The sequence below is a fragment of the Rhodovulum sulfidophilum DSM 1374 genome, assembly GCF_001633165.1.
Classification (GTDB): Bacteria; Pseudomonadota; Alphaproteobacteria; order Rhodobacterales; family Rhodobacteraceae; genus Rhodovulum; species Rhodovulum sulfidophilum.
On sequence record NZ_CP015418.1, the window covers coordinates 436,354 to 460,640 of the forward strand.

Consider the following 24,287-nt stretch of genomic DNA (forward strand, 5'->3'; position numbering starts at 1 on the left):
TCCGTCAATCCGGCGCGCGATCCCGTGGCGGCCGTCTAGTCCCCGGCGGGCACGACCGCGCCGACGATCGGCCCCATCGGCAGCCCGGCATCGTGGCGCCCCAGGGCGGGGGCGTAAAGCTTCGACACCTTGCCGTCGAAGTAAAGTGCGTTGGGGGTTTCCAGCACGTCGCGGAAGAGCCGGGCGAATTCGTGGAAGCTGACCGGCGCGTCGGAAATCGCGAAATGCACCCGGCCCGCGGCATCGACCCCGACGCCGTTCCGGACATGGCGCGAGGTGCTGTCGGGCAGGAAGCGCGGATGCAGCGCGCCGTCGATCACCAGCATCGGCCCGGATTGCGTCGCGTAGCGGCAATCGGGCGGGTCGGCCAGATAGGCGCGGGTCTCGATCACCTCGGCGCGGCCGTCTTCAAGGCAGAGCACCCCGTTCGGCAGCATCCCGAAATTGCCCGGACCGGCCGGGGCCACGGCGCGCATCTCCTGCTTGCCGTTCTCGACATAAAGCCCCACGGGCCGGCGGTCGGGATGGTACATCCCGGCATTCATCGCAAAGGCCAGGGTCTCGCCCCCGGCCGCCAGCGCCTGGTTCACCCGGCCGAAGCTGCCATAGATCCCGCCCTGCTCGGTCCTGAGAAACAGCCGCAGATCGTCGGTCGCCGGATCGGCGCTGCAGATGACATAGCCACGGCCCTCATGGGTCAGGGGGTGGCAGGCGGGCTCTGCCGCGGCGGGCAGGGGAAGAAGGACGGCCAGAAGAAGGGGGGCGGCCCTAATCCTCATCGCCATCGGGGGCCGCCAGGTCGCGGCGCACGGTCTCGTCGGCCAGCAGCCGCCGGGTCTCGTCCATCCGGTCGAAGGTCTCGTCGAGGGTGAAGCGCAGTTCGGGCGTGAACTTGAGCTGGGTCTTCTTGCCGACAGCCCGGCGCAGCTCGCCGCGGTTGCGGCGCAGCGCGGCCAGCGCCTCTTCGGCATGATTGCCCCCCAGCGGCAGCACGAAGGCGGTCGCGACCTTCAGGTCGGGCGAGGCGCGGACCTCGCCCACGGTGATCGAGAGCGCGGTCAGCTCGGGGTCGTGCACGTCGCCGCGTGCCAGCACTTCCGAGAGGCTGCGGCGGATAAGCTCGCCGACGCGAAGCTGTCTTTGGGACGGGGCGGAGGATCTGGACATGGGCTGCATCTAGGCCACCCGAAGGGCTTTGCCAAGCGGGGCTTTGCGCGCGCCCGCCCATGGGCTACATCGGGCCCAGTCGGGTCGAAGGAGTAAGTATGATGGACAGCCTGCCGGGCATCGTGGTGATGGGCGCCTCGGGGCGCATGGGTCAGATGCTGATCGGGGCCGTGCTGCAAAGCGGGAAGGCCCGGCTTGCGGGCTGCGTCGAACGGCCCGGCCATCCCTGGATCGGCCGCGACGTGGGCGAGGCGATGGGCGGCCCGGCGGTTGGCGTGAAGGTCACCGACGACGCGCTGGCGGTGATCGCCAAGGCCCAGGCGGTGATCGACTTCACCACGCCCGAGGCCACGGTCGCGACCGCGACCCTGACCGCGCAGGCCCGCGCCGTGCATGTGATCGGCACCACCGGGTTCGAGCCCGAGCATCTGCAGAAGATCAAGGCCGCCGCCCGCCATGCGGTGATCGTGCGGGCCGGCAACATGAGCCTCGGTGTCAATCTGCTGATGCAGCTGACCCGCCGGGTCGCCGCCGCGCTGGACGACGATTTCGACATCGAGATCGTCGAGGCCCATCACCGTCACAAGGTCGACGCGCCCTCGGGCACCGCGCTGATGCTGGGTCAGGCGGCGGCGGAAGGCCGGCACATCGCGCTCGACGATTGCTCCGAGCGCGGCCGCGACGGCATCACCGGCGAACGGGCGAAGGGCGCGATCGGCTTCTCGGCAATTCGCGGCGGCGACATCGTCGGCGAACATGACGTGATCTTTGCCGGAGAGGGCGAACGGATCGTGCTGCGTCATGTCGCGACCGACCGCCGGATCTTCGCCCGCGGCGCGCTGAAGGCCGCGCTCTGGGGGCAGGACCAGAAGCCCGGCGAATATGACATGCTCGACGTGCTGGGGCTTTAGGGCCCGCCCGATCATGGGAGTGCATTTGCCATCTGCTCGGCACCCGTTTCGGCGCCCGGCAGTCCCCCGTGGCAGAAGGGATGGTTGAAAGCCCTGGTCCTCATCGACATGCAGATGGAGATGCAGCGTCTTTCGGGATGCCCCTCGCCCTGGCCGATACGCCGCGTGACGTCGAAGGGGGAGCCGCGGTGCAGTGCCGGAGCAGCCAGGGGGCACCAGCCGGGCTGGTCGTTGCGAGCGCCGAAGCCGCGATTCGGGCGAGGCCAAGGGCGCGAGCGGCACCGGAGCGCCTATGCGGACCTGTCGTCGGAACTCCGGCCCCACATACGCTTTGTTTAACCGGCCCCCGTCAGATAGAAATGCCTGAACAACGCACGAGCTTGTCCCGCAGGATATGACGAGACCTTTGATTTGACGGAGTTGGAATGACAGGACTGGAGCGGACCGTACGGGTCTACCGACATTGGCACCTCAGTGTCGCCGTGGCAGGCAACTTCTTGTTCCTTGTGGGCTCCGTTCTCTTTCTGCCGACATTTTCAAGCTGGGAAACCGCGGGGGTGTGGATGTTCATCGTCGGATCGTTCCTGATGTTGATCGGGGCCTTCGGAGAAGTCGCGAAAGCCGTTTACGAGAAACATGAGCGCGATCGGATGTAAGCGACAGGGCCGCATGTGACGGCTCTGTCCCGCTTGACGGGCCTGTCGAAATGAAGATGCGAAGGCCGGTTCCGAGACCGGGCCTGCCGCCGCCTGGCCCGTCCCGAACGGCGCCCCTTTGCCCGGGGGCCCGTTCTGCCCGGGGTCTCGGGGCGGGAGCTCAGAAGTCGATGGCGATGCCCTTCTTTTCCCAGTCGCCATAGCGCGCCGGGTCCGGGCCGTCGCGGCCTCCCAGCTCGACGGGGCGCGCCGCCTCGGCGGCTTCGGCAGCCTTGCGGCGTTCGGCGGCCTCGGCCAGCGCACGCCGGGCGGCGGGCGGCAGATCCTTGCGGGCGGTGTTTTCTGCGTCGTCGGACATCGGGCGCCTCCTTGCCGGTTGCGATCCGGTGATATACCGGGGGCGCGGCATGGAGCAAGCGGGGGCCGGGATGGACGAAGCACGGGAACGCGGGACCGAGCGCACGCGGGCGGCGGCGCTGGAGCTGATCCGCGCGGTGCTGGAAGACCGGCGGCTGATCGCCGAACTGGCCGGACCCGAGGGCCCGCTGGAGCCTCTGGAGCCCTCGGAGCGCGCCCGCGCCCGGCGGCTGGCAGTGTCGACGCTGCGCCATATGGGCCGCGCCGATGCGGTGCTGAAGCCGTTCCTGCGCCGGCCGCCGCCGCCGCCGATCCGCGCCATCCTCAGGCTCGCGACGGTCGAGATGCTGGACGGCGGGGCCGCGGCCCATGGCGCGGTCAATGCGGCCGTGGCGCTGGCCCGGGCCGACCGCAAGACCGAGGCGCTGGCGGGGCTGGTCAATGCGGTCCTGCGCAAGGTGGCCGATCTGCCCGCCAGCGACTGGCAGGCGTTGCCGCCGCCGCGTTTGCCGGGCTGGCTGCGCGGCCGGCTCGACAGCGCCTGGGGGCGGGCGGCCGTGGTCGGGATCGAGGCCGCCCATGCCGCGGGCGCGCCGCTGGATCTGACGCCGAAGGATGGCGATGCTGCGGCGCTGGCCGGGGCCACGGGCGGTGTGGCGCTGCCGACCGGCTCGGTCCGGATCGCGGGCCCGGTGCAGGTCTCGGCGCTGCCGGGCTATGGCGAGGGCGCTTGGTGGGTGCAGGACGCGGCGGCGGCGCTGCCCGCGCGGCTGCTGGCGGCACGGCCGGGCGAGCGGCTGCTCGATCTCTGCGCCGCGCCGGGCGGCAAGACCATGCAGCTGGCCGCGGCGGGTGCGCAGGTCACCGCGCTCGACATTTCCGGGCAGCGCATGGCGCGGCTCGAGGAGAACCTCGCCCGTACCGAGCTCGAGGCCGAGCTGGTCGTCGCGGATGCGCTGGATTGGGGCGGTGACCTGCGGTTCGACGCGATCCTGCTGGATGCGCCCTGTTCGGCGACCGGCACGATCCGGCGCCATCCCGACCTGCCCCTCGCCAAGGACGGCGCGTCGGTCAAGCCGCTCTTCCCGCTGCAATCGACGCTGATCGACCGCGCGCTCGGCCTGCTGGCCCCCGGCGGACGGCTGATCTTCTGCACCTGTTCGCTTCTGCCCGAGGAGGGCGAGGCGCAGCTGGCGGCGGCGCTCGAACGGCACCCGGACCTGTCCCCGATCGCCTTCGAGGCGCCCTGGATCGAACCCGGCTGGCGCGCGGCCCATGGTGCGCTGCGGCTCCGGCCCGATTTCTGGACCGAAAGCGGCGGCATGGACGGGTTCTTCATCGCCGGGCTGCAGATGCCTGCCTGACGCCTGCCCCGTTTCGGACGCAATTCTCCGGTGACACCCGTCAGCCGGCCCGGTATGGTCCGGCGGCAGGCAAGAGCCCGACAGAACGAAGCCCGACCATGGCAGGCCAGACCGAAATCGAGTTCCCGCCCTTGCGGCGCGGTGCATGGAGGAACCGTCTCCATGCCCGGCTGTGTGCGCTCGGCCGGCCCGCCTCGCGTCTGGTGTTTCAGCCCGAGCCGCGCTCGGTGGGCAGTTTCGCGCGGGGGCGGCAGCTTTGCGCGGGCCGCTTCCTGTTCGATGGCGGCGCGGTCGAGGCGCCCGGTCTCCCGATCTGGGATGTCGACAGCCCGGGCCTCCGCTTCGAGGCGGCGCGGCAGGGGTTCGGCTGGCTCGACGATCTGGCCGCCGCCGCCGATGGCAAGGCGCGGACGGTGGCGCAGGACTGGGTGCTGGGCTGGATCGACCGCTTCGGGCGCGGCGGGGGCCCGGGCTGGACGCCCGAACTGGCCGGGCGCCGGACGATCCGGCTGATCCATCACGCAAGGTTCCTCGAGGCCGGGCTCGACGCGGCCCGCTGCGACCGGCTGCATCTCGCGCTGGCGCGGCAGACGGCGTTTCTGGCCCGGCGCTGGCGCAACGCGCCGCCGGGGCTGGCGCGGTTCGAGGCGCTGGCCGGGCTGATCTACGGCGCGCTCTGCCTTGAAGGAATGGGGCGTCATCTGCCCGGGGCCCAGGCCGCGCTCGAGCGGGCTTGCGACACCGAGATCGCCGATGACGGGGCGCTGAGCTCCCGCAATCCCGAGGAGCTGCTGGAAGTCCTGACCCTTCTGGGATGGGTCGAGTCGGCAATGGCGGCGGCCAAACGCCCCGCCTGGCAGGGGCATCGCGCGGCGATCCAGCGGATCGCGCCGGTGCTGCGGGCGCTGCGCCATGCCGATGGCGGGCTGGCGCGGTTCCATGGCGGTGGCCACGGCACCGAGGGGCGGCTTGATCAGGCGCTGGCGGCGGCCGGGGTCAAGCCGCGCCCGCTGAGGGGGCTGGCGATGGGCTATGCCCGGCTGGCCTCGGGGCGCACCACGGTGATCGTCGACGCGGCCCGGCCGCCCTCGGGCCCGGCCTCGGCCGAGGCGCATGCCTCGACGCTGGCCTTCGAGCTGACCTCGGGGCGGCGGCCGGTGATCGTCAATTGCGGCGCGGGCGGTGCCTTCGGGCCGGGCTGGCGGCTGGCCGGGCGGGCGAGTTCGTCGCATTCGACGCTGGCGATCGAGGGCTTTTCCTCGTCGCGCCTGGCGCCCCGGCGGCGCGGGCGGCCACAATTGCTGGCCGAGATTCCGGGGTCTGTCGACTGGCGGGCCGAGACCGGACAGGGCGGCCATGCGCTGACCGCCTGGCATGACGGCTACGCGGCCACCCATGGGCTGATCCATGTGCGCCAGCTGAACCTGGCCTATGACGGCCGGGCGCTGTCGGGCGAGGACACGCTGGCGGCCTTCACCCCCGAGGAACGCGCGGCCTTCGAACGCGCCATGGAGCGCGCGGGCGGCGCGGGCATCGCCTTCTCGATCCGGTTCCACCTGCATCCCGAGATCGATGCAGCACTCGACCTTGGCGGCTCGGCGGTCTCGCTGGCCCCGAAAAGCGGCGAGATCTGGGTGTTTCGCCATGACGGCGCGGCCAGCCTGTCGCTTGTGCCCAGCGTCTATCTGGAAACCGGCCGTGCCGAGCCCCGCGCCAGCCAGGCCATCCTGCTGTCGGCGCGGATGACCGACACGGCCTGCGTCGTCGGCTGGACGCTGGCCAAGGCCCATGAAGGCGCGCAGGCCCCGCGGGACCTTGAGCGCGAAGACGAATTCGACGATACAGCAGCCCCCTGGACTCGCCCCCATTCAATGACGAAGGACTGATCCGATGACCGAACTCGTGCCCGTGCGCCGTGCGCTTCTTTCCGTATCCGACAAGACCGGGCTGATCGATCTCGGCCGGTCGCTGGCCGCCCGGGGGGTCGAGCTCCTGTCGACCGGGGGCACCGCCAAGGCGCTTCGCGAGGCTGGGCTCGAGGTCAAGGACGTCTCCGAGGTCACGGGCTTTCCCGAGATGATGGACGGCCGGGTCAAGACGCTGCACCCGATGGTGCATGGCGGGCTTCTGGCGCTGCGCGACAACGAGGCCCATGTGATGGCCATGGAAGAGCACGGCATCGGCCCGATCGACCTGCTGGTGGTCAATCTCTACCCGTTCGAGGCGACCGTCGCGAAGGGGGCCGACTATGACGACTGCATCGAGAATATCGATATCGGCGGCCCGGCGATGATCCGCGCCGCGGCCAAGAACCACGCCTTCGTCAATGTCGTCGTCGATACCGAGGATTACGCGCGGCTGCTGGGCGAGCTCGACCGCCATGACGGCGCGACCTGCCTGAAGTTCCGCAGGAAGCTGGCGCAGATCGCCTATGCCCGGACCGGTGCCTATGATGCCGCGGTCTCGACCTGGATGGCCAAGGCCTTGGGCGATGCCCAGCCGCGCCGCCGCGTCTTCGCGGGCGCGCTGGCCCAGGGGCTGCGCTATGGTGAGAACCCGCACCAGCAGGCCGCCTTCTATATCGACGGCTCGGAACGGCCCGGCATCGCCACCGCCAGGCAGTGGCAGGGCAAGGAGCTGTCCTACAACAACATCAACGACACCGATGCCGCCTTCGAGCTGGTCAGCGAGTTCCTGCCCGCGAACGGCCCGGCCTGCGCCATCATCAAGCATGCCAATCCCTGCGGCGTGGCCCGCGGCGAGACCCTGGAACAGGCCTATCGGCGCGCCTTCGACTGCGACCGCACCTCGGCCTTCGGCGGCATCGTCGCGCTGAACATGAAGCTTGACGAGCCGACCGCCAGGGCGATCAGCGAGATCTTCACCGAAGTGGTGATCGCGCCCGCCGCCGACGATGCCGCCAAGGAGGTCTTCGCCGCCAAGAAGAACCTGCGGCTGCTGACCACCGGCGGGCTGGCCAATCCGGCGGCGGCGGGGCTGACCTATCGCCAGGTCTCGGGCGGGCTTCTGGTGCAGGACAAGGATAATGGCCGGATCGAGGCCTCTGATCTGAAGGTGGTGACGAAGCGCGCCCCGACCGAGGCCGAGATCGCCGACATGCTGTTCGCCTGGACCGTGGCCAAGCATGTCAAGTCGAACGCCATCGTCTATGTCCGGGACGGCGCCACCGTCGGTGTCGGCGCGGGCCAGATGAGCCGGGTCGATTCCTGCCGCATCGCGGCGCGCAAGGCCGAGGACATGGCCGAGGCGCTGGGGCTCGATGCGCCGCTGACGAAGGGCTGCGCGGTGGCCTCCGACGCCTTCTTCCCCTTCGCCGACGGGCTGATGGCCGCGGTCGAGGCGGGGGCGACGGCGGTGATCCAGCCCGGCGGCTCGATCCGCGACGAGGACGTGATCGCGGCGGCCGACGAGGCCGGGCTTGCCATGGTCATGACCGGCATGCGCCATTTCCGGCACTGAGCGATGCGGCGGCTTGGGCTTGTCGCGGCGCTGGTCTTCCTGATTGACCAGGTCAGCAAGGTCTATGTGGTCTTCCACATGGGCCTTGCGCTCGATCAGCGCATCGATGTCTGGCCGCCTTATCTGACCTTCCGGATGGCCTGGAACCGGGGGGTCAATTTCGGCCTTCTCGCGCATGATGCCGATCTGGCCCGCTGGCTGCTGATCGCGGTGTCGCTGGCGATCTCTGGCGGCGTCGCGATCTGGATGGCGCGCGGGCGGCACCGCCCGGCGGCGCGGGTCTCGGCCGGGCTGTTGATCGGCGGCGCGCTGGGAAATGCGCTGGACCGGGTGCTTTACGGCGCGGTGGCCGATTTTCTGAACATGTCCTGCTGCGGCATCGACAATCCCTATGCCTTCAACATCGCCGATGTCGCGATCTTCGCGGGCGCGCTGGGGCTCGTGCTTTACACCGGGAAGGACAAGACCCCGTGACGCGCCCTGCAAGCTGCGTTAAAGAGGGCCAGATCGGACGAAGGGGACTGCGCATGCGATCGGCACGGATACTGGTTCTTGGAGCGGCGGTGACGGCGGCCTTGGCGGGCTGCAGCCGTGGGGACGACTATCAGCCGAAACTGATGCACCTGCGTGGCGCCGAGCGCGGCCCGGACGAATTCTCGGTCGTTCCCAACAAGCCGCTGCAAATGCCCAAGGACATGGCGGCGCTGCCGGCGCCGACGCCGGGTGGCTCGAACCTCGTCGATCCGACGCCCGAGGCCGATGCCGTGGCCGCTTTGGGCGGCAATATCGCGCGCGGCACCCCCGGCGATGCCGGGCTTATGGCCCAGGTCAGCCGCTTCGGCGTCGATCCCTCGATCCGCCAGACGCTGGCGCAGGAGGATCTCGACTATCGCCGCAAGCATGACGGCCGGCTGCTGGAACGCTGGTTCAACGTCACCGTCTATTACAACGCCTATAGCCGCCAGTCGCTCGACCAATATGCCGAGCTGGAACGCTGGCGCGCACGCGGCGTGCGCAATGTCAGCGCCCCGCCGAAGGACTAGGCCGACAGACGATCCCGCAAGACGAGCGATCCCGCCTGCTCACATCTGCGTGGCGCCGGTTGCAAACCCCGGGCGCCGCGGTAGCTTGCCTCGAGCCGCTGACCCGAGGAGAGACAAGCGATGATGCCGATCCGGCTGGCCGTCCTGGCCCTGATCGCGACGGCCGGGATTGCCCGTGCCGAAAAGGTGACCGATTTCACGCTGCAGAATGGCATGGAGGTGGTGGTGATCGAGGATCACCGCGCCCCGGTCGTGGTGCAGATGGTCTGGTACAAGGTCGGTGCCGCCGACGAACCGCCCGGCAAGTCCGGGATCGCGCATTTCCTGGAACATCTGATGTTCAAGGGCACCGATGCGGTCGGCCCGGGCGATTTCTCGAAGATCGTCGAGGAAAACGGCGGGTCCGACAACGCCTTCACCTCCTGGGATTACACCGCCTATTTCCAGCGTGTCGCCGCCGACCGGCTGGATCTGATGATGCAGATCGAGGCCGACCGGATGACCGGCCTCAAGCTCTCGGAAGAGGATGTCGCGACCGAACGCAACGTGATCCTCGAGGAACGCAACCAGCGCACCGAGAACGACCCCGGCGCGCTGTTTTCCGAACAGCGCCGCGCCGCGCAGTATCTGAACCACCCTTACGGCATCCCGATCATCGGTTGGCGCCACGAGATGGAGGGGCTGAGCCGGGCCGATGCGCTGTCCTATTACCGCACCTATTACGCGCCCAACAACGCGGTGCTGGTGGTCGCGGGCGATGTCGAGCCCGACGCGGTCAAGGAGATGGCCGAAGCCCATTACGGCCCACTGGCGCCCTCCGAAACCCTGCCGCCCCGCCTGCGCCCGCAGGAGCCGCCGCAACTGGCCGCCCGGCATCTGACCTATGACGATCCGCGCGTCGCCCAGCCCTATGTGATCCGCACCTATCTGGCGCCCGAACGCGACCCGGGCGACCAGAAACAGGCCGCCGCGCTGACCTACCTGGCCGAGATCCTCGGCGGTTCGGGCACCAATTCGGTGCTCAGCGACAAGCTGCAATTCGACAGCCGCACCGCGATCTACAGCTCGGCCTTCTATAACGGGCTGTCGCTCGACAAGACCACCTTCGGCTTCGTGGTGATGCCCGCCGAGGGCGTGTCGCTGGGCGAGGCCGAGGCCGGGCTCGACCGCGCGCTGGCGGAATTCCTCGACCAGGGCGTCGATCCGGCGCTGTTCGAAAGCATCAAGACCCAGCTGCGCGCCTCGGAAATCTATGCCCGCGACAATATCCAGGGGCTGGCCCGGCGCTATGGCGCGGCGCTCGCGGTCGGCATGAGCGTCGAGGATGTGCAATCCTGGCCCGAGGTCCTGCAGGAGGTCACGCCCGAGGACGTGATGGAGGCCGCGCGTGCCGTGCTCGACCCGCGGACCTCGGTCACCGGCTGGCTCGAAACCCCGCCCGGCGTCGCGCCCTCCGACGCGCCCGCCACGATTCCCACGGGCTCGCAGGAGGTGACCCAATGATCCGCGCCGTCTTCAGCAGCCTTGCCTTCGTCCTTCTCGCAGCGCTGCCGCTGCGGGCCGAGGTCGATATCCAGGAGGTCACCTCGCCCGGCGGCATCCATGCCTGGCTGGTCGAAAGCCACGAGGTGCCCTTCGTCTCGCTCGAGATCCGCTTCCAGGGCGGGGCGAGCCTAGACGCGCCGGGCAAGCGCGGCGCCATCAACCTGATGACCGGGCTGCTCGAGGAAGGGGCGGGCGAGATGGATGCCCGCGCCTTCGCGCGCGAACGCGATGCGCTGGCGGCCAGCTACCGCTTCGATGTGGGCGCGGATTCGCTGGCGGTCTCGGCGCAGATGCTGACCGAGAACCGCGACGAGGCGGTCGGGCTTCTGCGCCAGGCGCTGGTCGCGCCGCGTTTCGACGAGGAGGCCATCGAGCGGGTGCGGGCGCAGGTGATCTCGGGCATCCGCTCGGATGCGACCGATCCCAATGCCATCGCGGGCGAGACCTTCGACCGCATGGTCTTCGGCGATCACCCTTATGCCACCCCGATCAGCGGCACCGAGGACAGCGTGAATGCCCTGACCCGCGACGATCTGGTCGCGGCCCGCGACCGGGTAATCGCCCGCGACCGGCTGTTCGTGGCCGCCGCCGGCGACATCTCGGCCGAGGATCTGGGCAAGCTGCTCGATGCGCTTCTTGGCGATCTGCCCGAGACCGGCGCGCCGATGCCGGGGCCCGCGCCCCTGAACCTCGAGGGCGGCGTCACGGTGGTGCCCTTCGACACGCCGCAATCGGTCGCGACCTTCGGCCAGCGCGGGCTCGACCGCGACGATCCCGACTTCTTCGCCGCCTTCGTGATGAACCAGATCCTCGGCGGCGGCGGCTTCGGCGCCCGGCTGATGGAAGAGGTCCGGGTCAAGCGCGGGCTGACCTATGGCGTCTATTCCTACCTGATGCCGATGGATCATGCCGCGCTGATCATGGGCGGGGTGGCCTCGGGCAATGACAAGATCGCCGAGGCGGTCGAGGTGATCCGGGCCGAATGGGCGCGGATGGCCGAGGCGGGCGCGACCCAGGAGGAGCTCGACAAGGTCAAGACCTACCTGACCGGCGCCTATCCGCTGCGCTTCGACGGCAATGCCCCGATCGCGCGCATTCTCGTCGGCATGCAGATGGAGGGGCTGACGCCCGATTACGTCAAGACCCGCAACGACAGGATCCGCGCGGTGACGCTTGACGATGTCCGCCAGGTGGCGGCCGAATTGCTCGATCCGGCGCATCTGCAATTCGTCGTGGTGGGCCAGCCGCAGGGGCTTCGGACCACCAACTGAGCCCATGGTCGAATCGGCGGGGGGCGTGCTAGAAATTGTGGCATGACCTCCCCCGCCCCCAACATTCACCGTGATATCCCCAGAATTCGTCAGCTTGACGAGGCCGCCATCAACCGCATCGCTGCGGGCGAGGTGGTCGAGCGTCCGGCCTCGGCCGTCAAGGAGCTGGTCGAGAACGCCATCGATGCCGGCGCGCGACGGATCGAGGTCGCCTATGCCCAGGGTGGCAAGGGGCTGATCCGCGTCACCGACGATGGCTGGGGGATGGCGGCCGAGGATCTGCCGCTGGCGCTGTCGCGCCATGCCACCTCGAAGATCGACGGCTCGGACCTGCTCGACATCCGCAGTTTCGGCTTTCGCGGCGAGGCGCTGCCCTCGCTGGGCGCGGTCGGACGGCTGACCATCACCTCGCGCCGCGAGGGCGCCGAGGCCGTGCGGATCGCGGTGACCGGCGGTGCGCCCGGGCCGGTGACGCCCGCCGCGCTGAACCGCGGAACCGTGGTCGAGCTGCGCGACCTGTTCTTCGCGACGCCCGCGCGGCTCAAGTTCCTGCGCAGCGACCGGGCCGAGGCCCAGGCCATCGGCGATGTGGTCCGGCGGCTGTCGCTGGCCGAGCCGCTGGTGGGCTTCACCCTGCGCGATGTCAGCGATGGCGGCGAGGGGCGGGTGCTGTTCCGCGCCGATGCCGGGACCGGCGATCTGTTCGACGCGCTTTACGGCCGGGTGATCTCGGTCCTGGGCCGCGACTTCGCCGAGAATGCGCTGCGGATCGAGGCCGAGCGCGATGGCTTTGCCCTGACCGGCTTTGCTGCCCTGCCGACCTATTCGCGCGGGGCCGCGGTGGCGCAGTTCTTCTTCGTCAATGGCCGCCCGGTCCGCGACAAGCAGCTGCTGGGGGCGCTGCGCGCGGCCTATATGGACGTGCTCAGCCGCGACCGGCATCCGGCGGCGGCGCTGTTCATCGATTGCGATCCGCATCTGGTCGACGTCAACGTCCATCCCGCCAAGGCCGAGGTCCGCTTCCGCGAGCCGGGCATCGTGCGCGGGCTGATCGTCTCGGCGCTGCGCCATGCGCTGGCCGGGGCCGGGCACCGCGCCTCGAGCACGGTGGCGGGCGCCACGCTGGGCGCGATGCGGCCAGAGCCTTCCGGCCCGCCCCGGGTCTACCAGATGGACCGGCCCTCGCCCCGCGCGCTGAGCATGTCCCATGCCGCCCAGGCCCCCGCCATGCCGTTCGAAGCGCCCTCCCAGGCCCCGCCCGAGGCACCGCTGGCCGAAGGCTTTGCCGATCCCTCGGCGCGGTTCGAGGCGGCCGAGCCCGCCCCCGGGGCCGAGGCGCTGCCGCTGGGCGCGGCGCGGGCGCAGCTGCATGAGAACTACATCATCGCCCAGACCGAGCGCGGCATGGTCATCGTCGATCAGCATGCCGCCCATGAACGGCTGGTCTATGAGAAGCTGAAACGCCAGATGGCCGAGCGGGGCGTCGCGGCGCAGGCGCTGCTGATCCCCGAAATCGTCGAGCTTTCCGAAGGCGACATCGCCCGGCTGATGGAACACGACGCCGATCTGACCCGCATGGGCCTGAGTGTCGAGCCCTTCGGCCCCGGTGCCATCGCGGTGCGCGAGACGCCAGCTCTGCTGGGCGAGGTCGATGCCGGGGCGCTGATCCGCGACATCCTCGACGAACTGGCCGATCAGGGCGACAGCCAGACCCTGCAGGCGCGGCTCGATGCGATCCTCAGCCGGGTGGCCTGCCATGGCTCGATCCGCTCGGGGCGGCGGATGCGCGCCGACGAGATGAACGCGCTGCTGCGCGAGATGGAGGCGACGCCGCTTTCGGGCCAGTGCAATCACGGCCGCCCCACCTATGTCGAGCTGAGGCTGTCCGACATCGAGCGGCTGTTCGGGCGCACATGATCGAGGTCTTCGGCAGGGCCCATGCCTGGGACGACCCAATGGTGCTGGCGGCCGGTGGGGCGGCAGCGCTGATCCTCCTGGTGCTGGGGCTTCTGATCTCGGCGGTGCGCCGGGCCGGGCGCTCGGCCGAGATGGCCGCGCCGCTGATCTACCAGATGGACCGGCTGACGCGGCGGGTCGATCAGCTGGGCGAGGGGCAGCAGCGGCTGGCGGGCGGGCTGACCCATGTGTCCGAGGCGCAGGCGGCCTCGCAGGCCAACATGCTGCGGCTGATGGAAAGCCGTCTGGCCGAGGTCGGCGAGCAGATGAACCGCAATCTCGAAGGCGCCTCGCGCCGCACCGCGCTGTCGCTGGGCGAATTGCAGCAGCGGCTGGCCACCATCGACCGGGCGCAGGAAAACATCGAGAAGCTGTCGGGCAATGTGCTGTCGCTGCAGGACATCCTGTCGAACAAGCAGACCCGGGGCGCCTTCGGCGAGATCCAGCTGGCCGATATCGTCGGCAAGGCGCTTCCCAAGGACAGCTATGTGCTGCAGGCGACGCTGTCGAACGGGCGGCGCGCCGATTGCCTGATCCGGCTGCCGAAGCCGCCCGGGCCCATCGTGGTCGATTCGAAATTTCCGCTGGAAGCCTATGAGGCGTTGCGCCGGGCCGAGACCCAATGGGACCGGCAGGAGGCCGTGCGCGCCTTCAAGACCTCGGTCCGGGCCCATATCCGGGCGATCTCGCAGAAATACATCATCGCCGAAGAGACCGCCGACGGGGCGCTGATGTTCCTGCCCTCCGAGGCGGTCTATGCCGAGTTGCACGCCAATTTCCCCGACCTCGTGCGCGAGAGCTTCGAGGCGCGGGTCTGGATCGTGTCGCCCACCACCTGCATGGCGACGCTGAACACGATGCGGGCGATCCTCAAGGATGCGCGGATGCGCGATCAGGCCGGGGCGATCCGCAAGACGCTGAAACTGCTGCACCGCGATGTCGAGCTGGTGGCCGAGCGGGTCGACCGGCTGACCACCCATTTCGGCCAGGCCCGCGCCGATCTGGAAGGCATCGGCCTTGCCGCCGAGCGCGCGGGCAAGCGCGCGGCCCGGTTGGACAATCTCGATTTCGAGGATCTCGGCGCCGATCAGGACGAGATGATGCCCCGCCTGCCGGGGGCGGCGGAATAGCGCAGGCCCAGGCTCAGATCCCGATGAAGGGCTGGGCCAGGCGCGGCAGGATGCCGCGGAATTTCAGCGGGGCATCGGTGGCGGCGAGGCAGATGCAATCGGGGCCCGGCGCCGCGACCGGGGTATGGTCGAGATCCTCGCCCGCGACCTCGACATCGCCGCGCCCGTAGCGCCCGCCGGCATCCTCGAAGGCGCCCTGCAGCACCATCGTCAGCTCCATCCCGCCATGGCCGTGATCGGGCATCGCCATTCCGGCCGGGATGTAGAGCAGCCGGACGGTGGCATCCTTTTCGGTGGGCAGCACCGCCTGCCGCACCCCGCCGCCGAGCGCGCGCCAATGGACGTCCTGCGCATCGCCGCCGACATAGTCGCGCAGCGGCATCGGGAAGACCGGATCCGCCGCAGCGTCGGGCTCGGGCGCCGTTACGTGCGTTTCCCCGGGCATGGCCGCGATCCGCCGAAGCGTGGCGGCAAGGCTGTCCTCGGCCATGGCGGCGGCCGGTTCCTCGGCCTCCAGCACCGCGCCGCCCACCGCCTCGAACCCGGCCAGCCGGGCCCGGCACTCGTCGCAAAGCGAGACATGGGTCGCGACGACCAGCGAGAAGGCCTCGGGCAGGCTGCCCGCGGCATAGGACATCAGCAGGGCGTCGTTCAGGTGATGGGTGATGCGCGTGGTCATGGCTCGGGTCGTCTTCCTCATGTCATTTCATGGCGCAGGCGGTCCAGCGCCAGCCGGATCCTCGACTTGATCGTGCCAAGCGGCAGACCGGTCTCGGCCGCGATCTCGCGATGCGAGAGCTCGCCGAAATAGGCCCGTTCGATCAGCACCCTCTGGGCCTCGGGCAGCGCCTCGAGAGCGCGTCCGAGCTGTTCGGTTTCCTGTTGCAGCGCGACGGTCTCGGACTGGTCGGGCGCGTGATCCGGCCCCCAGGGCAGATCCTCGGGCTCGGGGCGCCGCTGCTTGCGCAGCACGTCGATCCGGCGGTTGCGGGCGATGGTGAAGATCCATGTCGCCACGCTGGCCCGTTCCGGGTCGAACAGATGCGCCTTGTGCCAGACCGTCGCCATCACCTCCTGCGCGCATTCCTCGGCAAGGGCCTCGTCGGCCCCGGATTTCATCAGGAACGCCTTCACCCGGGGGGCGAAATGCGCGAACAGGCGGGCAAAGGCGGCCTGGTCCCGCGACGCCCCGATCCGGTCCACACATGTCACCCACTGGGTGTCGGCGGTTTGTCTTTCGGTCACGACTCTTGCCTCGGCAGTGCTGACAGGTCCCTCATCGAAGCCAAGATAGGGCGGCAGCGCCCCGGCTTCATCCGGTTTCTGGCTGGCATGCGAGCCGTGCAACATGTCATTGTTACGGGGCAAGCGGCCGTCCGGATCACTTTCGGGGGTAAAAATCGCCCGGTCGTGAAATCCGGTCGCAGGAAATCGCCTTGTCCGGTCCCGGGTCGGACAAAGCCGCCCAGGTGCTGGACAGGGGCCGCCCGAAGCCCATATCCGACCGACGGGACAGACAGGAGCAACAGTCACATGCCAATCGACAGCGCGGGCGGGCGGCGGCGGATCGCCGTGATCGGAGGCGGCATCTCGGGGATGGGCGCCGCACATCTTCTGGCCGAAACGGCCCGGGTGACGCTGTTCGAGGCCGAGGGGCGTCTGGGCGGCCATGCCCGCACGGTGCTGGCCGGGCGGCATGGCGACCGGCCGGTCGATACCGGCTTCATCGTCTTCAACCGGGTGAATTACCCGCATATGGTGCGGCTGTTCGAAAAGCTGGGCGTGCCGGTGGCGAAATCCGACATGAGCTTTGGCGCCTCCTTCGATGGCGGGGCCTTCGAATACGGGCTGAAAAACCTGCGCGCGGTGTTCGCCCAGCCCGCCAATGCGCTGAACCCGCGCTTCTGGGGCATGCTGCGCGATGTCACGCGTTTCAATGCCCGCGCGCTGGACGAGGCCCGCGATCCGTCGGTGTCCCTGGGCGATTTCCTGGCCGCGCTCGGCACCGGCGACTGGTTCCGCGACCGCTATCTGTTGCCGCTTTCGGGGGCGATCTGGTCGACGCCTTCGCAGGACATTCTCGATTTTCCGGCCCAGGCGCTGATCCGTTTCTTCGACAATCACGCGCTGCTCAGCACCTCGGGCCAGCATCAGTGGTATACCGTCGAGGGCGGGTCGGTCGAATATGTGCGCCGGCTCGAGGCGGCGCTGGCCGCGGCCGATGTCGAGATCCGCAAGGCCGCGCCGGTCGAGGCGGTGCGCCGGGGCGCCGAGGGCGCCGAGATCCGGGCCCGGGGCGGCGCGTGGGAAAGCTTCGACGAGGTGGTCTTCGCGACGCATTCCGATGACAGCCTGGCGATGCTGGCCGATGCCTCGCCCGAGGAACGCGCCGCGCTGTCGGCGGTGCGCTACCAGCCGAACGAGGCGGTGCTGCATGCCGATCCCTCCTTGATGCCGAAACGCCGCGCGGTCTGGTCGAGCTGGAACTACACCGAGGAGTCCGGCGCCCGGGCCGACCGCATCGACCTGACTTACTGGATGAATTCGCTGCAGCCGATCCCCGAGGACGATCCGCTTTTCGTGACGCTGAATTCGCGGCGGCCGGTCCGCGACGAGTTGATCTATGACACGGCGACGTTCCGGCATCCGGTCTATGACCGGGGCGCGCTCGAGGCGCAGCAGACGGTGCGGCGGATGAACGGGACCAACCGCACCTGGTTCTGCGGCGCCTGGATGCGGAACGGATTTCACGAGGACGGGCTGGCCAGCGCGGTGGATGTGGCCGAGGCCATCCAGCGCGGCGGACCCGAGGCGGTGGCGGCATGACGGCAGTTGTAGAGCATATCCGGGGCAAGACCTTTCACCAGCGGCGCGGCCGGGTCGCGCACAAGCTGGCCCATACGGTCGATTACGTGCTGTTCGACGCCGAGGCGCAGGAGCTGAAGGCGCCGGGCTGGTTCGGACGGGTGCCCGGCAAGCCGATGGCGGTGCTCGACAGCGATCATGGCGGTCCCAAGGGCCAGGGCCGGGGCGCGGCCTGGGTGCGCGAGGTGCTGAAGGCGCGCGATCTGTTCGCGATCCGCGGCAAGATCGAGCTGATGACCCTGCCGCGGGTGCTGGGCCATGAATTCAACCCGGTCAGCTTCTGGCTGTGTCACGATACCGAGGATCAGCTGCGCGCGGTGATCGCCGAGGTCAACAACACCTTCGGCGACCGGCATTGCTATCTGTGCTGTCATCCCGACCAGCGCCCGATCGAGCCCTCGGACATCCTGACCGCGACCAAGATCCTGCATGTCTCGCCATTCCTGCCGATTGCCGGGGGCTACCGCTTCCGCTTCGACATCCGGCCCGACAAGGTGGGGATCTGGATCGACTATTCCGCCGATGCCGAAGAGGGGCTTTACGCGACCCTGACCGGCCCGCGGCGGCCGCTCAGCCGCTGGTCGATGCTGAAAAGCGCGCTGCGCCGGCCGTTCGGGTCGCGCCGGGTGCTGGTGCTGATCCACTGGCATGCGCTTGTGCTGTTCCTGAAAGGGGCGAAATACCGGGCCCGGCCCGAACCGCCCGCCGAAGAGCTGAGCTGATGCGGGCAGCACCGCTGTCGGGCTATGCGGTCTTTGCCGCGATGCTGACCGCGGCGGGGCTGCCGATCTATATCCACGCGCCGAAATTCTATGTCGACCAGTACGGGGTGAGCCTTGCCGCGCTGGGCAGCGTGCTGTTCGGGCTGAGGCTGCTCGACGTGGTGCAGGACCCGGCGCTGGGCTGGCTGTCGGAGCGTCTGCACCGCTGGCGGTCCCTTGCGGTGCTGGCGGCGGTGGCGCTGCTGGTGGCCTCGATGGCGGCGCTGTTCGCGGTCGTGCCGCCGGTCGCGCCGCTGCTGTGGTTCGCGCTCAGCCTGACCGGGCTGTTCACCGCCTTCAGCTTCCTCACCATCACCTTCTACGCCCAGGGCGTGTCTCGGGCCGGGCGGATGGGGCCGGGCGGGCATGTCCGGCTTGCGGCCTGGCGCGAGACCGGCGGGCTTCTGGGCGTCTCGGTCGCCGCGGTGGCGCCGACCGTGCTGATGACGGTCACGGCGGCACCCTTCGCCGCCTTTGCGCTGGGCTTCGGGGTGTTGGCGGCGGTGGCGGCGCTGGCGATGTGGCGCGACTGGTCCTTGCCCGCCGCGGCCGAAACAACGGGCTGGCGCGAGGTTCTGGCCGATGCGGTGGCACGGCGGCTTCTGCTTCTGGCGCTGATCAATGCCACGCCCGTCGCCGTGACTTCGACGCTGTTCCTGTTCTTCGTCGAAAGCCGTCTCGGCCTGCCGGGATGGGAGGGGCCGCTGCTGGTGCTGTTCTTCCTGTCGGCGGCGGCCTCGGCACCCGGCTGGGGGCGGGCGGCACGACGGTTCGGCGAGAAGCCCGCGTTGCTGGCGGGCATGGGACTGTCGATCCTGGCCTTCGGCTTCGCGACCCTCCTGGGCACGGGCGACGGGCTGGCCTTCGCCGCGATCTGCGTCGCCTCGGGTGCGGCGCTCGGCGCCGACATGACCCTTCTGCCCGCGATCTTCGCCGGGCGCATGGCGCGGATCGCGCCCAATGCCGGGCAGGCCTTCGGGCTGTGGTCCTTCGTGTCGAAATTCACCCTCGCCCTCGCGGCGGTGGCGGTGCTGCCGCTGCTGCAGGCGGCGGGGTTCGAGCCCGGGGAGACGGCCTCTCCGGAGCGGGCGCTGGTGCTGCTGAGCCTGCTTTACGCGGCCCTGCCCTGTGCCCTCAAACTCGTGGCGCTCGCGCTTCTGGCCGCGACGCCGCTCAACAGGGAGACGATCGGATGATCGCATTCGTTCTCGGGCTGGCTCTGGCGCTGGCCCTGGTCGCGGCCAAGGTCCGCTATCTCGGATTTCCGGCGCAGAAGCCCGCCGATTACAGCGGCCAGGGCCCCGAATTCGACCTGCGGCGCCATCTGGACGGGCCGATCCTCTGCGAGGGCGTGGTCTACGGGCCGACCGGCCGGGTGGTATCGCGCTTCACCGGAGATTTCCTTGCCCAATGGGAGGGCAATTCGGGAACGATGACCGAGGAGTTCCGTTATGACAGCGGTGCTACCCAAAGTCGCAGATGGTCCTTCAAACTTGCAAACGACGGCTCGATTGCGGCCGATGCTCCGGATCTGGTTGGCTCCGGGCATGGAATGCAGCAGGGATCGGGGGTAAACCTCCGCTACCGCATCCGTCTGCCCGAGGATTCGGGCGGGCATGTGCTGGCGGTGACCGACTGGATGTATCTGATGGAAAACGGGGCGATCATTAATCGCAGCCAGTTCCGCAAGTTCGGCTTCCTGGTTGCCGAACTGGTGGCGACGATGCGCCCGAAGGAGGCCGCGTGACGACGGACTGGATCGGAAAACGCTACTGGATCATCGGGGCGAGCGAGGGCATCGGCCGCGCTCTGGCAGAACGGCTGGGGGCGCTCGGGGTCAATCTCGTGCTCAGCGCCCGCAGCGAGGACCGGCTGAAGGAACTGGCCGCATCGCTGCCCCGCAAGGCCGATGTGGTGCCGGTCGACGTGACCGACGCGGCCGCGGTCAAGGCGGCGGTCGAGGCGGTCGGAGAGATCGACGGCGTGATCTATGTCTCGGGCACCTACTGGCCGATGACGGCCGGGGACTGGAATGCCGAGCAGGTCGAGACCATGCTTGACGTCAACCTGATGGGCGCGGCCCGGGTGCTGGGCCATGTCGTGCCCTGGTTCGTGGCGCGCGACCGCGGCCATATCGTTCTGACCGGCAGCCTCGCGGGCTATCGCGGCCTGCCGGGGGCGATCGGCTACGGCGCTTCCAAGGCCGGGCTGATGTCGCTGGGCGAAAGCCTGCAGGTCGATCTGCGCGGCACCGGGGTGAAGGTCCAGATCGCAAGCCCGGGCTTCGTCAAGACCCGGCTGACCGACAAGAACGACTTCAAGATGCCCTTCATCATGTCGCCCGAGGATGTCGCGCATGAATATGTCGAGCTGATGATGTCGGATGCGATGTCGCGCAGCTTCCCGACGCTTTTCTCCTGGATCATGCGCCTGTCCCAGCTTCTGCCCGACTGGCTTTATTTTCCGCTTTTCGGGCGCAAGAGCTGATACTTGCCCTTGCCTCTGCGACGGGTGCGGGCGACACTGAGCGCCCGTGCCGTAGGAGTAAGACGACCCATGGAAGAGCTCTTGGAAATCAGCCCCAGCAAGGTGGTGCAGGTGATCTTTCAGGCCCGCGAGAAGCGTCTGGGCGAGGCCGAGCTGCGCGGCTTCATCGCGGCCATGAACGATGACGAGAAGGCCAGCCTGGTGGCGCTGACCTGGATCGGCCGCGAGACCTTCGAGGCGGACGAGCTTGAAGAGGCGATCACGACCGCCAAGGCCGAGGCGACCTCGCCGACCGAGGATTACCTCGTCAACATGCCGCTTTTCGCCGATTATCTCGAATCCGGGCTTGAAGCCATCGGGATCAGCCCGGCCGATGTCGAAGAGGAATTCTTCGACCGCTGAAGGCGTGATGCGGCCGGTCGGGATCTGCCCGGGCCGCATGCAGCCTTCCGGCCGCAGCTTTTGCATATGTCGCCGCAGCGTATAGAATAATTTCCTACGCAGCCTGACCTTGCGCAATTATATAACCTTTCCCTTGACCGGCCTTTGGGCATGCGCAACTCTGCGTTGACGCTTCGGTGTGGAGGAGGCCCCGAGGGGCCCGTTATCCGAAGCGCGATGAGGAAACCTGGCGCATGAAACGCCGCCGAGGCGGCCGGAATATCCGGCCCGGTCGGTGAGGTCCGGTCGATCCGGGCCCGCCGATCCGGAGTCAGTCCGATCCGCGATCAACGCGGACATGACCGGCCGCCGACGCAGGGGGAGGACGGATCTTGGCAACACGCGGCGTGTCGGCGGACGGCTTATGTTCCATTCCGGCGCTGCTGGCCCGCAACGTCGCCCTTTACGGCGACCGTCCCGCCTATCGCGAGAAGGAATTCGGCATCTGGCAGGCCTGGACCTGGGCCGAGGCGTCGGATGAGATCCGGGCGATGGCGCTGGGCTTTCTGGCGCTGGGGATGGCGCCGGGCGACCATGTCGCCGTGATCGGCCGCAACCGGCCCGCGCATTACTGGGCGATGGTGGCCGCGCAGATGTGCGGCGCGGTGCCGGTGCCGCTGTATCAGGACGCGGTGGCCGAAGAGATGGCCTATGTGCTGGACCATTGCGGCGCCCGTTTCGTCGTCTGTGGCGATCAGGAACAGGTCGACAAGGTCATCGAGATCCGCGACCGCGCGCCAGGCGTCGAGCATGTCCTCTACAACGACAAGCGGGGCATGCGGAAATACGACCACACCCGTCTGAACTGGCTGCACGATATCGGCGAGGAGGGCCGCGCGGCGCATCGTCGGCTGGAACCCGAGCTTGACGCGCGCATCGCCGGGCAGACTTGGGACACGACCTGCGTCATGCTTTACACCTCGGGCACCACCGGCAAGCCCAAGGGCGTGGTGCTGTCGAACCGCAACATCATCGAGACCGCGAAGGCCTCGGTCGCCTTCGACCATCTGGGCCAGGACGAGGAGGTTCTGGCCTATCTTCCGATGGCCTGGGTCGGCGATTTCATCTTCTCCATCGGTCAGGCCATGGTCGCGGGTTTCTGCGTCAACTGCCCCGAAAGCCCCGACACGATGATGACCGATCTGCGCGAGATCGGGCCCACCTATTTCTTCGCGCCGCCCCGGATCTTCGAGACCATGCTGACCAGCGTGATGATCCGGATGGAGGATGCGGGCGATCTGAAACACGCGCTGTTCAGGCATTTCATGGAGTTCGCCAAGGGCACCGGCGAACGCTTCGGGATGCCGCGCTATCGCCGCAGGCAGTCGCGCCCGACGCTGCGGCGCCGTCTGCGCTGGATCTACCGCTATGCGATGGGGATCGGCTTCGCGGTCGAGACGCTGGCCGAGAATGCGGTGCGGGGCTTCTTCGTGCGGCTCCGCCATCCGCTGGAGGCCCGCAAGTATTTCCGGGCGCGGGGGCCGCTTCTGAACCTCTATCCCAGACCCCTGCGGGATTATTTCGAGTATCGCACCGGCGAGGTCCTGATCTACGGGCCGCTCAAGAACACGCTGGGCCTGTCGCGCATCCGTGTGGCCTATACCGCGGGCGAGGCCATCGGCCCCGAGATCTTCGAGTTCTACCGCTCGCTCGGGATCAACCTGAAACAGCTTTACGGCCAGACCGAGGCGAGCGTCTTCATCACCCAGCAGCCCGACGGGCAGGTCCGGTCGGACACGGTGGGCGTGCCGAGCCCGGGCGTCGAGGTGAAGATCGGCGAAAGCGGCGAGGTCTATTACAGAAGCCCCGGCACCTTCGTCGAATATTACAGGAACCCCGACAGCACCGCCTCGACCAAGGATCCCGAGGGTTGGGTCGCGACCGGCGATGCCGGCTTCTTCGAAGAGGCCAGCGGGCATCTCAGGATCATCGACCGCGCGAAGGATGTGGGAAGGATGGCCGATGGTGCGCTGTTCGCGCCGAAATATGTCGAGAACAAGCTGAAATTCTTCCCCGATATCCTCGAGGCGGTGGTGTTCGGCGCCGGGCGCAAGATCTGTACCGCCTTCATCAATATCGACCTCACCGCGGTCGGCAACTGGGCCGAGCGCAACAACATCGCCTATGCCTCCTATCAGGAGCTGGCGGGGCATCCGCGCGTGCTGGAAACCATCAAGTCGCATGTCGAGGAGGTCAACCGCTCGCTGGCGGGGGACGAGATGCTGTCGGGCTGCCAGGTCCGCCGGTTTCTGGTGCTGCACAAGGAGCTTGATGCCGATGATGGCGAGCTGACCCGGACCCGCAAGGTCCGCCGCCGCATCATCGAGGAGAAATACGCCGATCTGGTGGCCGCGCTCTATGACGGCTCGGCCGAGCAATATACCGAAACCGAGGTGACCTACGAGGACGGGCGCAAGGGGCGCATCCGGGCCACCCTCAAGATCCGGGACGCGCGCAGCTTCCCGGTGCACTCCCATGACAAGGTGGCCGCCGAATGACCGAGAACCGACCCACGATCCCGATGCCCTCGCTCGACTGGCAGATCCCGTTCGGACGGGCCCAGAAGGATGTGCTCTGGGCCAGCTTCGCCCTGCTGACGGCGATGGTGGCGCTCGGGGCCGGGTTCTGGGCGCTGGCCGCGGTCTTCTCGCTGGCGCTGGCGGTCTTCGCCCAGATCCGGGTGCCGCAGGAACCGCCGACGCCCGAAGGCGGCCGCCTCGCGCCGCTGTCGCATGCACTGCGCTACGGGCTGGCCAATCTCGTGACCATGGTCTTCGTCTATGGCGCCGCGACCGTGCTGGGCTCGGGGCTGCGCATGGCCATGACGAAACTTCTGGCCGTGGTATGAACCGG

At 68.8% G+C, this 24,287-nt stretch carries 24 protein-coding genes; 19 read left to right on the top strand and 5 right to left on the bottom strand.

Translation table 11 applies throughout. From position 1 onward, the window contains the following. Positions 1 to 35 precede the first annotated feature (35 nt). Positions 36 to 785 carry a phosphodiester glycosidase family protein gene (locus A6W98_RS02200; RefSeq protein ID WP_042457307.1) on the bottom strand — a complete coding sequence of 250 codons (750 nt, stop codon included), beginning with the start codon at positions 783 to 785 and terminating at the stop codon, positions 36 to 38. Further along, positions 769 to 1,167 carry a 30S ribosome-binding factor RbfA gene (gene rbfA / locus A6W98_RS02205; protein WP_081251730.1) on the bottom strand — a complete coding sequence of 133 codons (399 nt, stop codon included), beginning with the start codon at positions 1,165 to 1,167 and terminating at the stop codon, positions 769 to 771. The genes A6W98_RS02200 and rbfA overlap by 17 nt, the downstream gene beginning before the upstream one ends. A gap of 101 nt (positions 1,168 to 1,268) precedes the next feature. Between rbfA and dapB the strand changes: the two genes are divergently transcribed. Both dapB and A6W98_RS02215 read left to right on the top strand, forming a co-directional pair. Next, positions 1,269 to 2,078, top strand: a complete 810-nt coding sequence (gene dapB / locus A6W98_RS02210) for a 4-hydroxy-tetrahydrodipicolinate reductase (RefSeq protein ID WP_042464416.1) — start codon at positions 1,269 to 1,271, stop codon at positions 2,076 to 2,078. Between the two features lie 425 nt (positions 2,079 to 2,503). After that, positions 2,504 to 2,734, top strand: coding sequence for a YrhK family protein (locus tag A6W98_RS02215; RefSeq protein WP_042457311.1), 231 nt, complete (start codon positions 2,504 to 2,506; stop codon positions 2,732 to 2,734). A 160-nt stretch (positions 2,735 to 2,894) separates the two neighbouring features. On the opposite strand, the gene A6W98_RS02220 is transcribed toward A6W98_RS02215, so the two are convergent. Continuing rightward, positions 2,895 to 3,092, bottom strand: a complete 198-nt coding sequence (locus A6W98_RS02220; protein ID WP_042457314.1) for a DUF1674 domain-containing protein — start codon at positions 3,090 to 3,092, stop codon at positions 2,895 to 2,897. Positions 3,093 to 3,162: 70 nt separating this feature from the next. Here A6W98_RS02220 and A6W98_RS02225 point away from each other — a divergent pair, with 70 nt between their 5' ends. From A6W98_RS02225 to A6W98_RS02265, 9 genes are all read left to right on the top strand, one after another. Beyond that, positions 3,163 to 4,455, top strand: a complete 1,293-nt coding sequence (locus A6W98_RS02225; protein ID WP_042457316.1) for an RsmB/NOP family class I SAM-dependent RNA methyltransferase — start codon at positions 3,163 to 3,165, stop codon at positions 4,453 to 4,455. A 98-nt stretch (positions 4,456 to 4,553) separates the two neighbouring features. Next, complete coding sequence (locus A6W98_RS02230; RefSeq protein ID WP_042457318.1) at positions 4,554 to 6,341, top strand: heparinase II/III family protein; 1,788 nt, start codon at positions 4,554 to 4,556, stop codon at positions 6,339 to 6,341. 4 nt (positions 6,342 to 6,345) lie between these two features. Next, positions 6,346 to 7,935, top strand: coding sequence for a bifunctional phosphoribosylaminoimidazolecarboxamide formyltransferase/IMP cyclohydrolase (gene purH, locus A6W98_RS02235; protein WP_042457321.1), 1,590 nt, complete (start codon positions 6,346 to 6,348; stop codon positions 7,933 to 7,935). 3 nt (positions 7,936 to 7,938) lie between these two features. Further along, entirely contained in the window at positions 7,939 to 8,409 is a 471-nt protein-coding gene (gene lspA, locus A6W98_RS02240) for a signal peptidase II (RefSeq protein ID WP_042457324.1), read from the top strand. Positions 8,410 to 8,462: 53 nt separating this feature from the next. Beyond that, a complete protein-coding gene (locus tag A6W98_RS02245) occupies positions 8,463 to 8,978 on the top strand; it encodes a DUF3035 domain-containing protein (RefSeq protein WP_042457328.1) in 516 nt (171 codons plus the stop codon). A 123-nt stretch (positions 8,979 to 9,101) separates the two neighbouring features. Continuing rightward, positions 9,102 to 10,481, top strand: a complete 1,380-nt coding sequence (locus tag A6W98_RS02250; protein WP_052678130.1) for a M16 family metallopeptidase — start codon at positions 9,102 to 9,104, stop codon at positions 10,479 to 10,481. Beyond that, the gene (locus tag A6W98_RS02255) at positions 10,478 to 11,794 is read left to right on the top strand and encodes a M16 family metallopeptidase (protein ID WP_042457331.1); all 1,317 of its coding nucleotides are present in this window, start codon (positions 10,478 to 10,480) and stop codon (positions 11,792 to 11,794) included. Before A6W98_RS02250 ends, A6W98_RS02255 begins: the two co-directional genes overlap by 4 nt. Positions 11,795 to 11,836: 42 nt before the next feature. After that, on the top strand, positions 11,837 to 13,711 hold the full coding sequence (gene mutL, locus A6W98_RS02260) for a DNA mismatch repair endonuclease MutL (protein ID WP_042457334.1): 1,875 nt from the start codon (positions 11,837 to 11,839) through the stop codon (positions 13,709 to 13,711). After that, the gene (locus A6W98_RS02265; protein WP_042457338.1) at positions 13,708 to 14,880 is read left to right on the top strand and encodes a DNA recombination protein RmuC; all 1,173 of its coding nucleotides are present in this window, start codon (positions 13,708 to 13,710) and stop codon (positions 14,878 to 14,880) included. Before mutL ends, A6W98_RS02265 begins: the two co-directional genes overlap by 4 nt. A 13-nt stretch (positions 14,881 to 14,893) precedes the next feature. Here the strand turns inward: A6W98_RS02265 and A6W98_RS02270 are convergent, their stop codons facing one another. Continuing rightward, positions 14,894 to 15,559, bottom strand: coding sequence for a ChrR family anti-sigma-E factor (locus tag A6W98_RS02270; RefSeq protein ID WP_042457340.1), 666 nt, complete (start codon positions 15,557 to 15,559; stop codon positions 14,894 to 14,896). A gap of 17 nt (positions 15,560 to 15,576) precedes the next feature. Continuing rightward, a complete protein-coding gene (locus A6W98_RS02275; protein ID WP_231098422.1) occupies positions 15,577 to 16,092 on the bottom strand; it encodes a sigma-70 family RNA polymerase sigma factor in 516 nt (171 codons plus the stop codon). Between the two features lie 321 nt (positions 16,093 to 16,413). Between A6W98_RS02275 and A6W98_RS02280 the strand changes: the two genes are divergently transcribed. The 8 genes from A6W98_RS02280 (at position 16,414) to A6W98_RS02315 (ending at position 24,282) form a co-directional block, all read left to right on the top strand. Next, on the top strand, positions 16,414 to 17,706 hold the full coding sequence (locus A6W98_RS02280) for an NAD(P)/FAD-dependent oxidoreductase (RefSeq protein ID WP_042457343.1): 1,293 nt from the start codon (positions 16,414 to 16,416) through the stop codon (positions 17,704 to 17,706). After that, positions 17,703 to 18,467 carry a DUF1365 domain-containing protein gene (locus tag A6W98_RS02285; protein ID WP_042457345.1) on the top strand — a complete coding sequence of 255 codons (765 nt, stop codon included), beginning with the start codon at positions 17,703 to 17,705 and terminating at the stop codon, positions 18,465 to 18,467. The genes A6W98_RS02280 and A6W98_RS02285 overlap by 4 nt, the downstream gene beginning before the upstream one ends. Beyond that, positions 18,467 to 19,702, top strand: coding sequence for an MFS transporter (locus tag A6W98_RS02290; RefSeq protein ID WP_042457348.1), 1,236 nt, complete (start codon positions 18,467 to 18,469; stop codon positions 19,700 to 19,702). The genes A6W98_RS02285 and A6W98_RS02290 overlap by 1 nt, the downstream gene beginning before the upstream one ends. Then, positions 19,699 to 20,253 carry a DUF3833 family protein gene (locus tag A6W98_RS02295; RefSeq protein WP_042457352.1) on the top strand — a complete coding sequence of 185 codons (555 nt, stop codon included), beginning with the start codon at positions 19,699 to 19,701 and terminating at the stop codon, positions 20,251 to 20,253. The genes A6W98_RS02290 and A6W98_RS02295 overlap by 4 nt, the downstream gene beginning before the upstream one ends. Next, positions 20,250 to 20,993, top strand: coding sequence for an SDR family NAD(P)-dependent oxidoreductase (locus A6W98_RS02300; RefSeq protein WP_042457355.1), 744 nt, complete (start codon positions 20,250 to 20,252; stop codon positions 20,991 to 20,993). Before A6W98_RS02295 ends, A6W98_RS02300 begins: the two co-directional genes overlap by 4 nt. Before the next feature lie 69 nt (positions 20,994 to 21,062). Then, positions 21,063 to 21,395, top strand: a complete 333-nt coding sequence (locus A6W98_RS02305; protein ID WP_042457358.1) for a DUF3775 domain-containing protein — start codon at positions 21,063 to 21,065, stop codon at positions 21,393 to 21,395. A gap of 371 nt (positions 21,396 to 21,766) precedes the next feature. Continuing rightward, on the top strand, positions 21,767 to 23,932 hold the full coding sequence (locus A6W98_RS02310; protein WP_042457361.1) for an AMP-binding protein: 2,166 nt from the start codon (positions 21,767 to 21,769) through the stop codon (positions 23,930 to 23,932). Further along, positions 23,929 to 24,282 carry a hypothetical protein gene (locus A6W98_RS02315; protein WP_042457364.1) on the top strand — a complete coding sequence of 118 codons (354 nt, stop codon included), beginning with the start codon at positions 23,929 to 23,931 and terminating at the stop codon, positions 24,280 to 24,282. The genes A6W98_RS02310 and A6W98_RS02315 overlap by 4 nt, the downstream gene beginning before the upstream one ends. Positions 24,283 to 24,287: the final 5 nt, after the last annotated feature.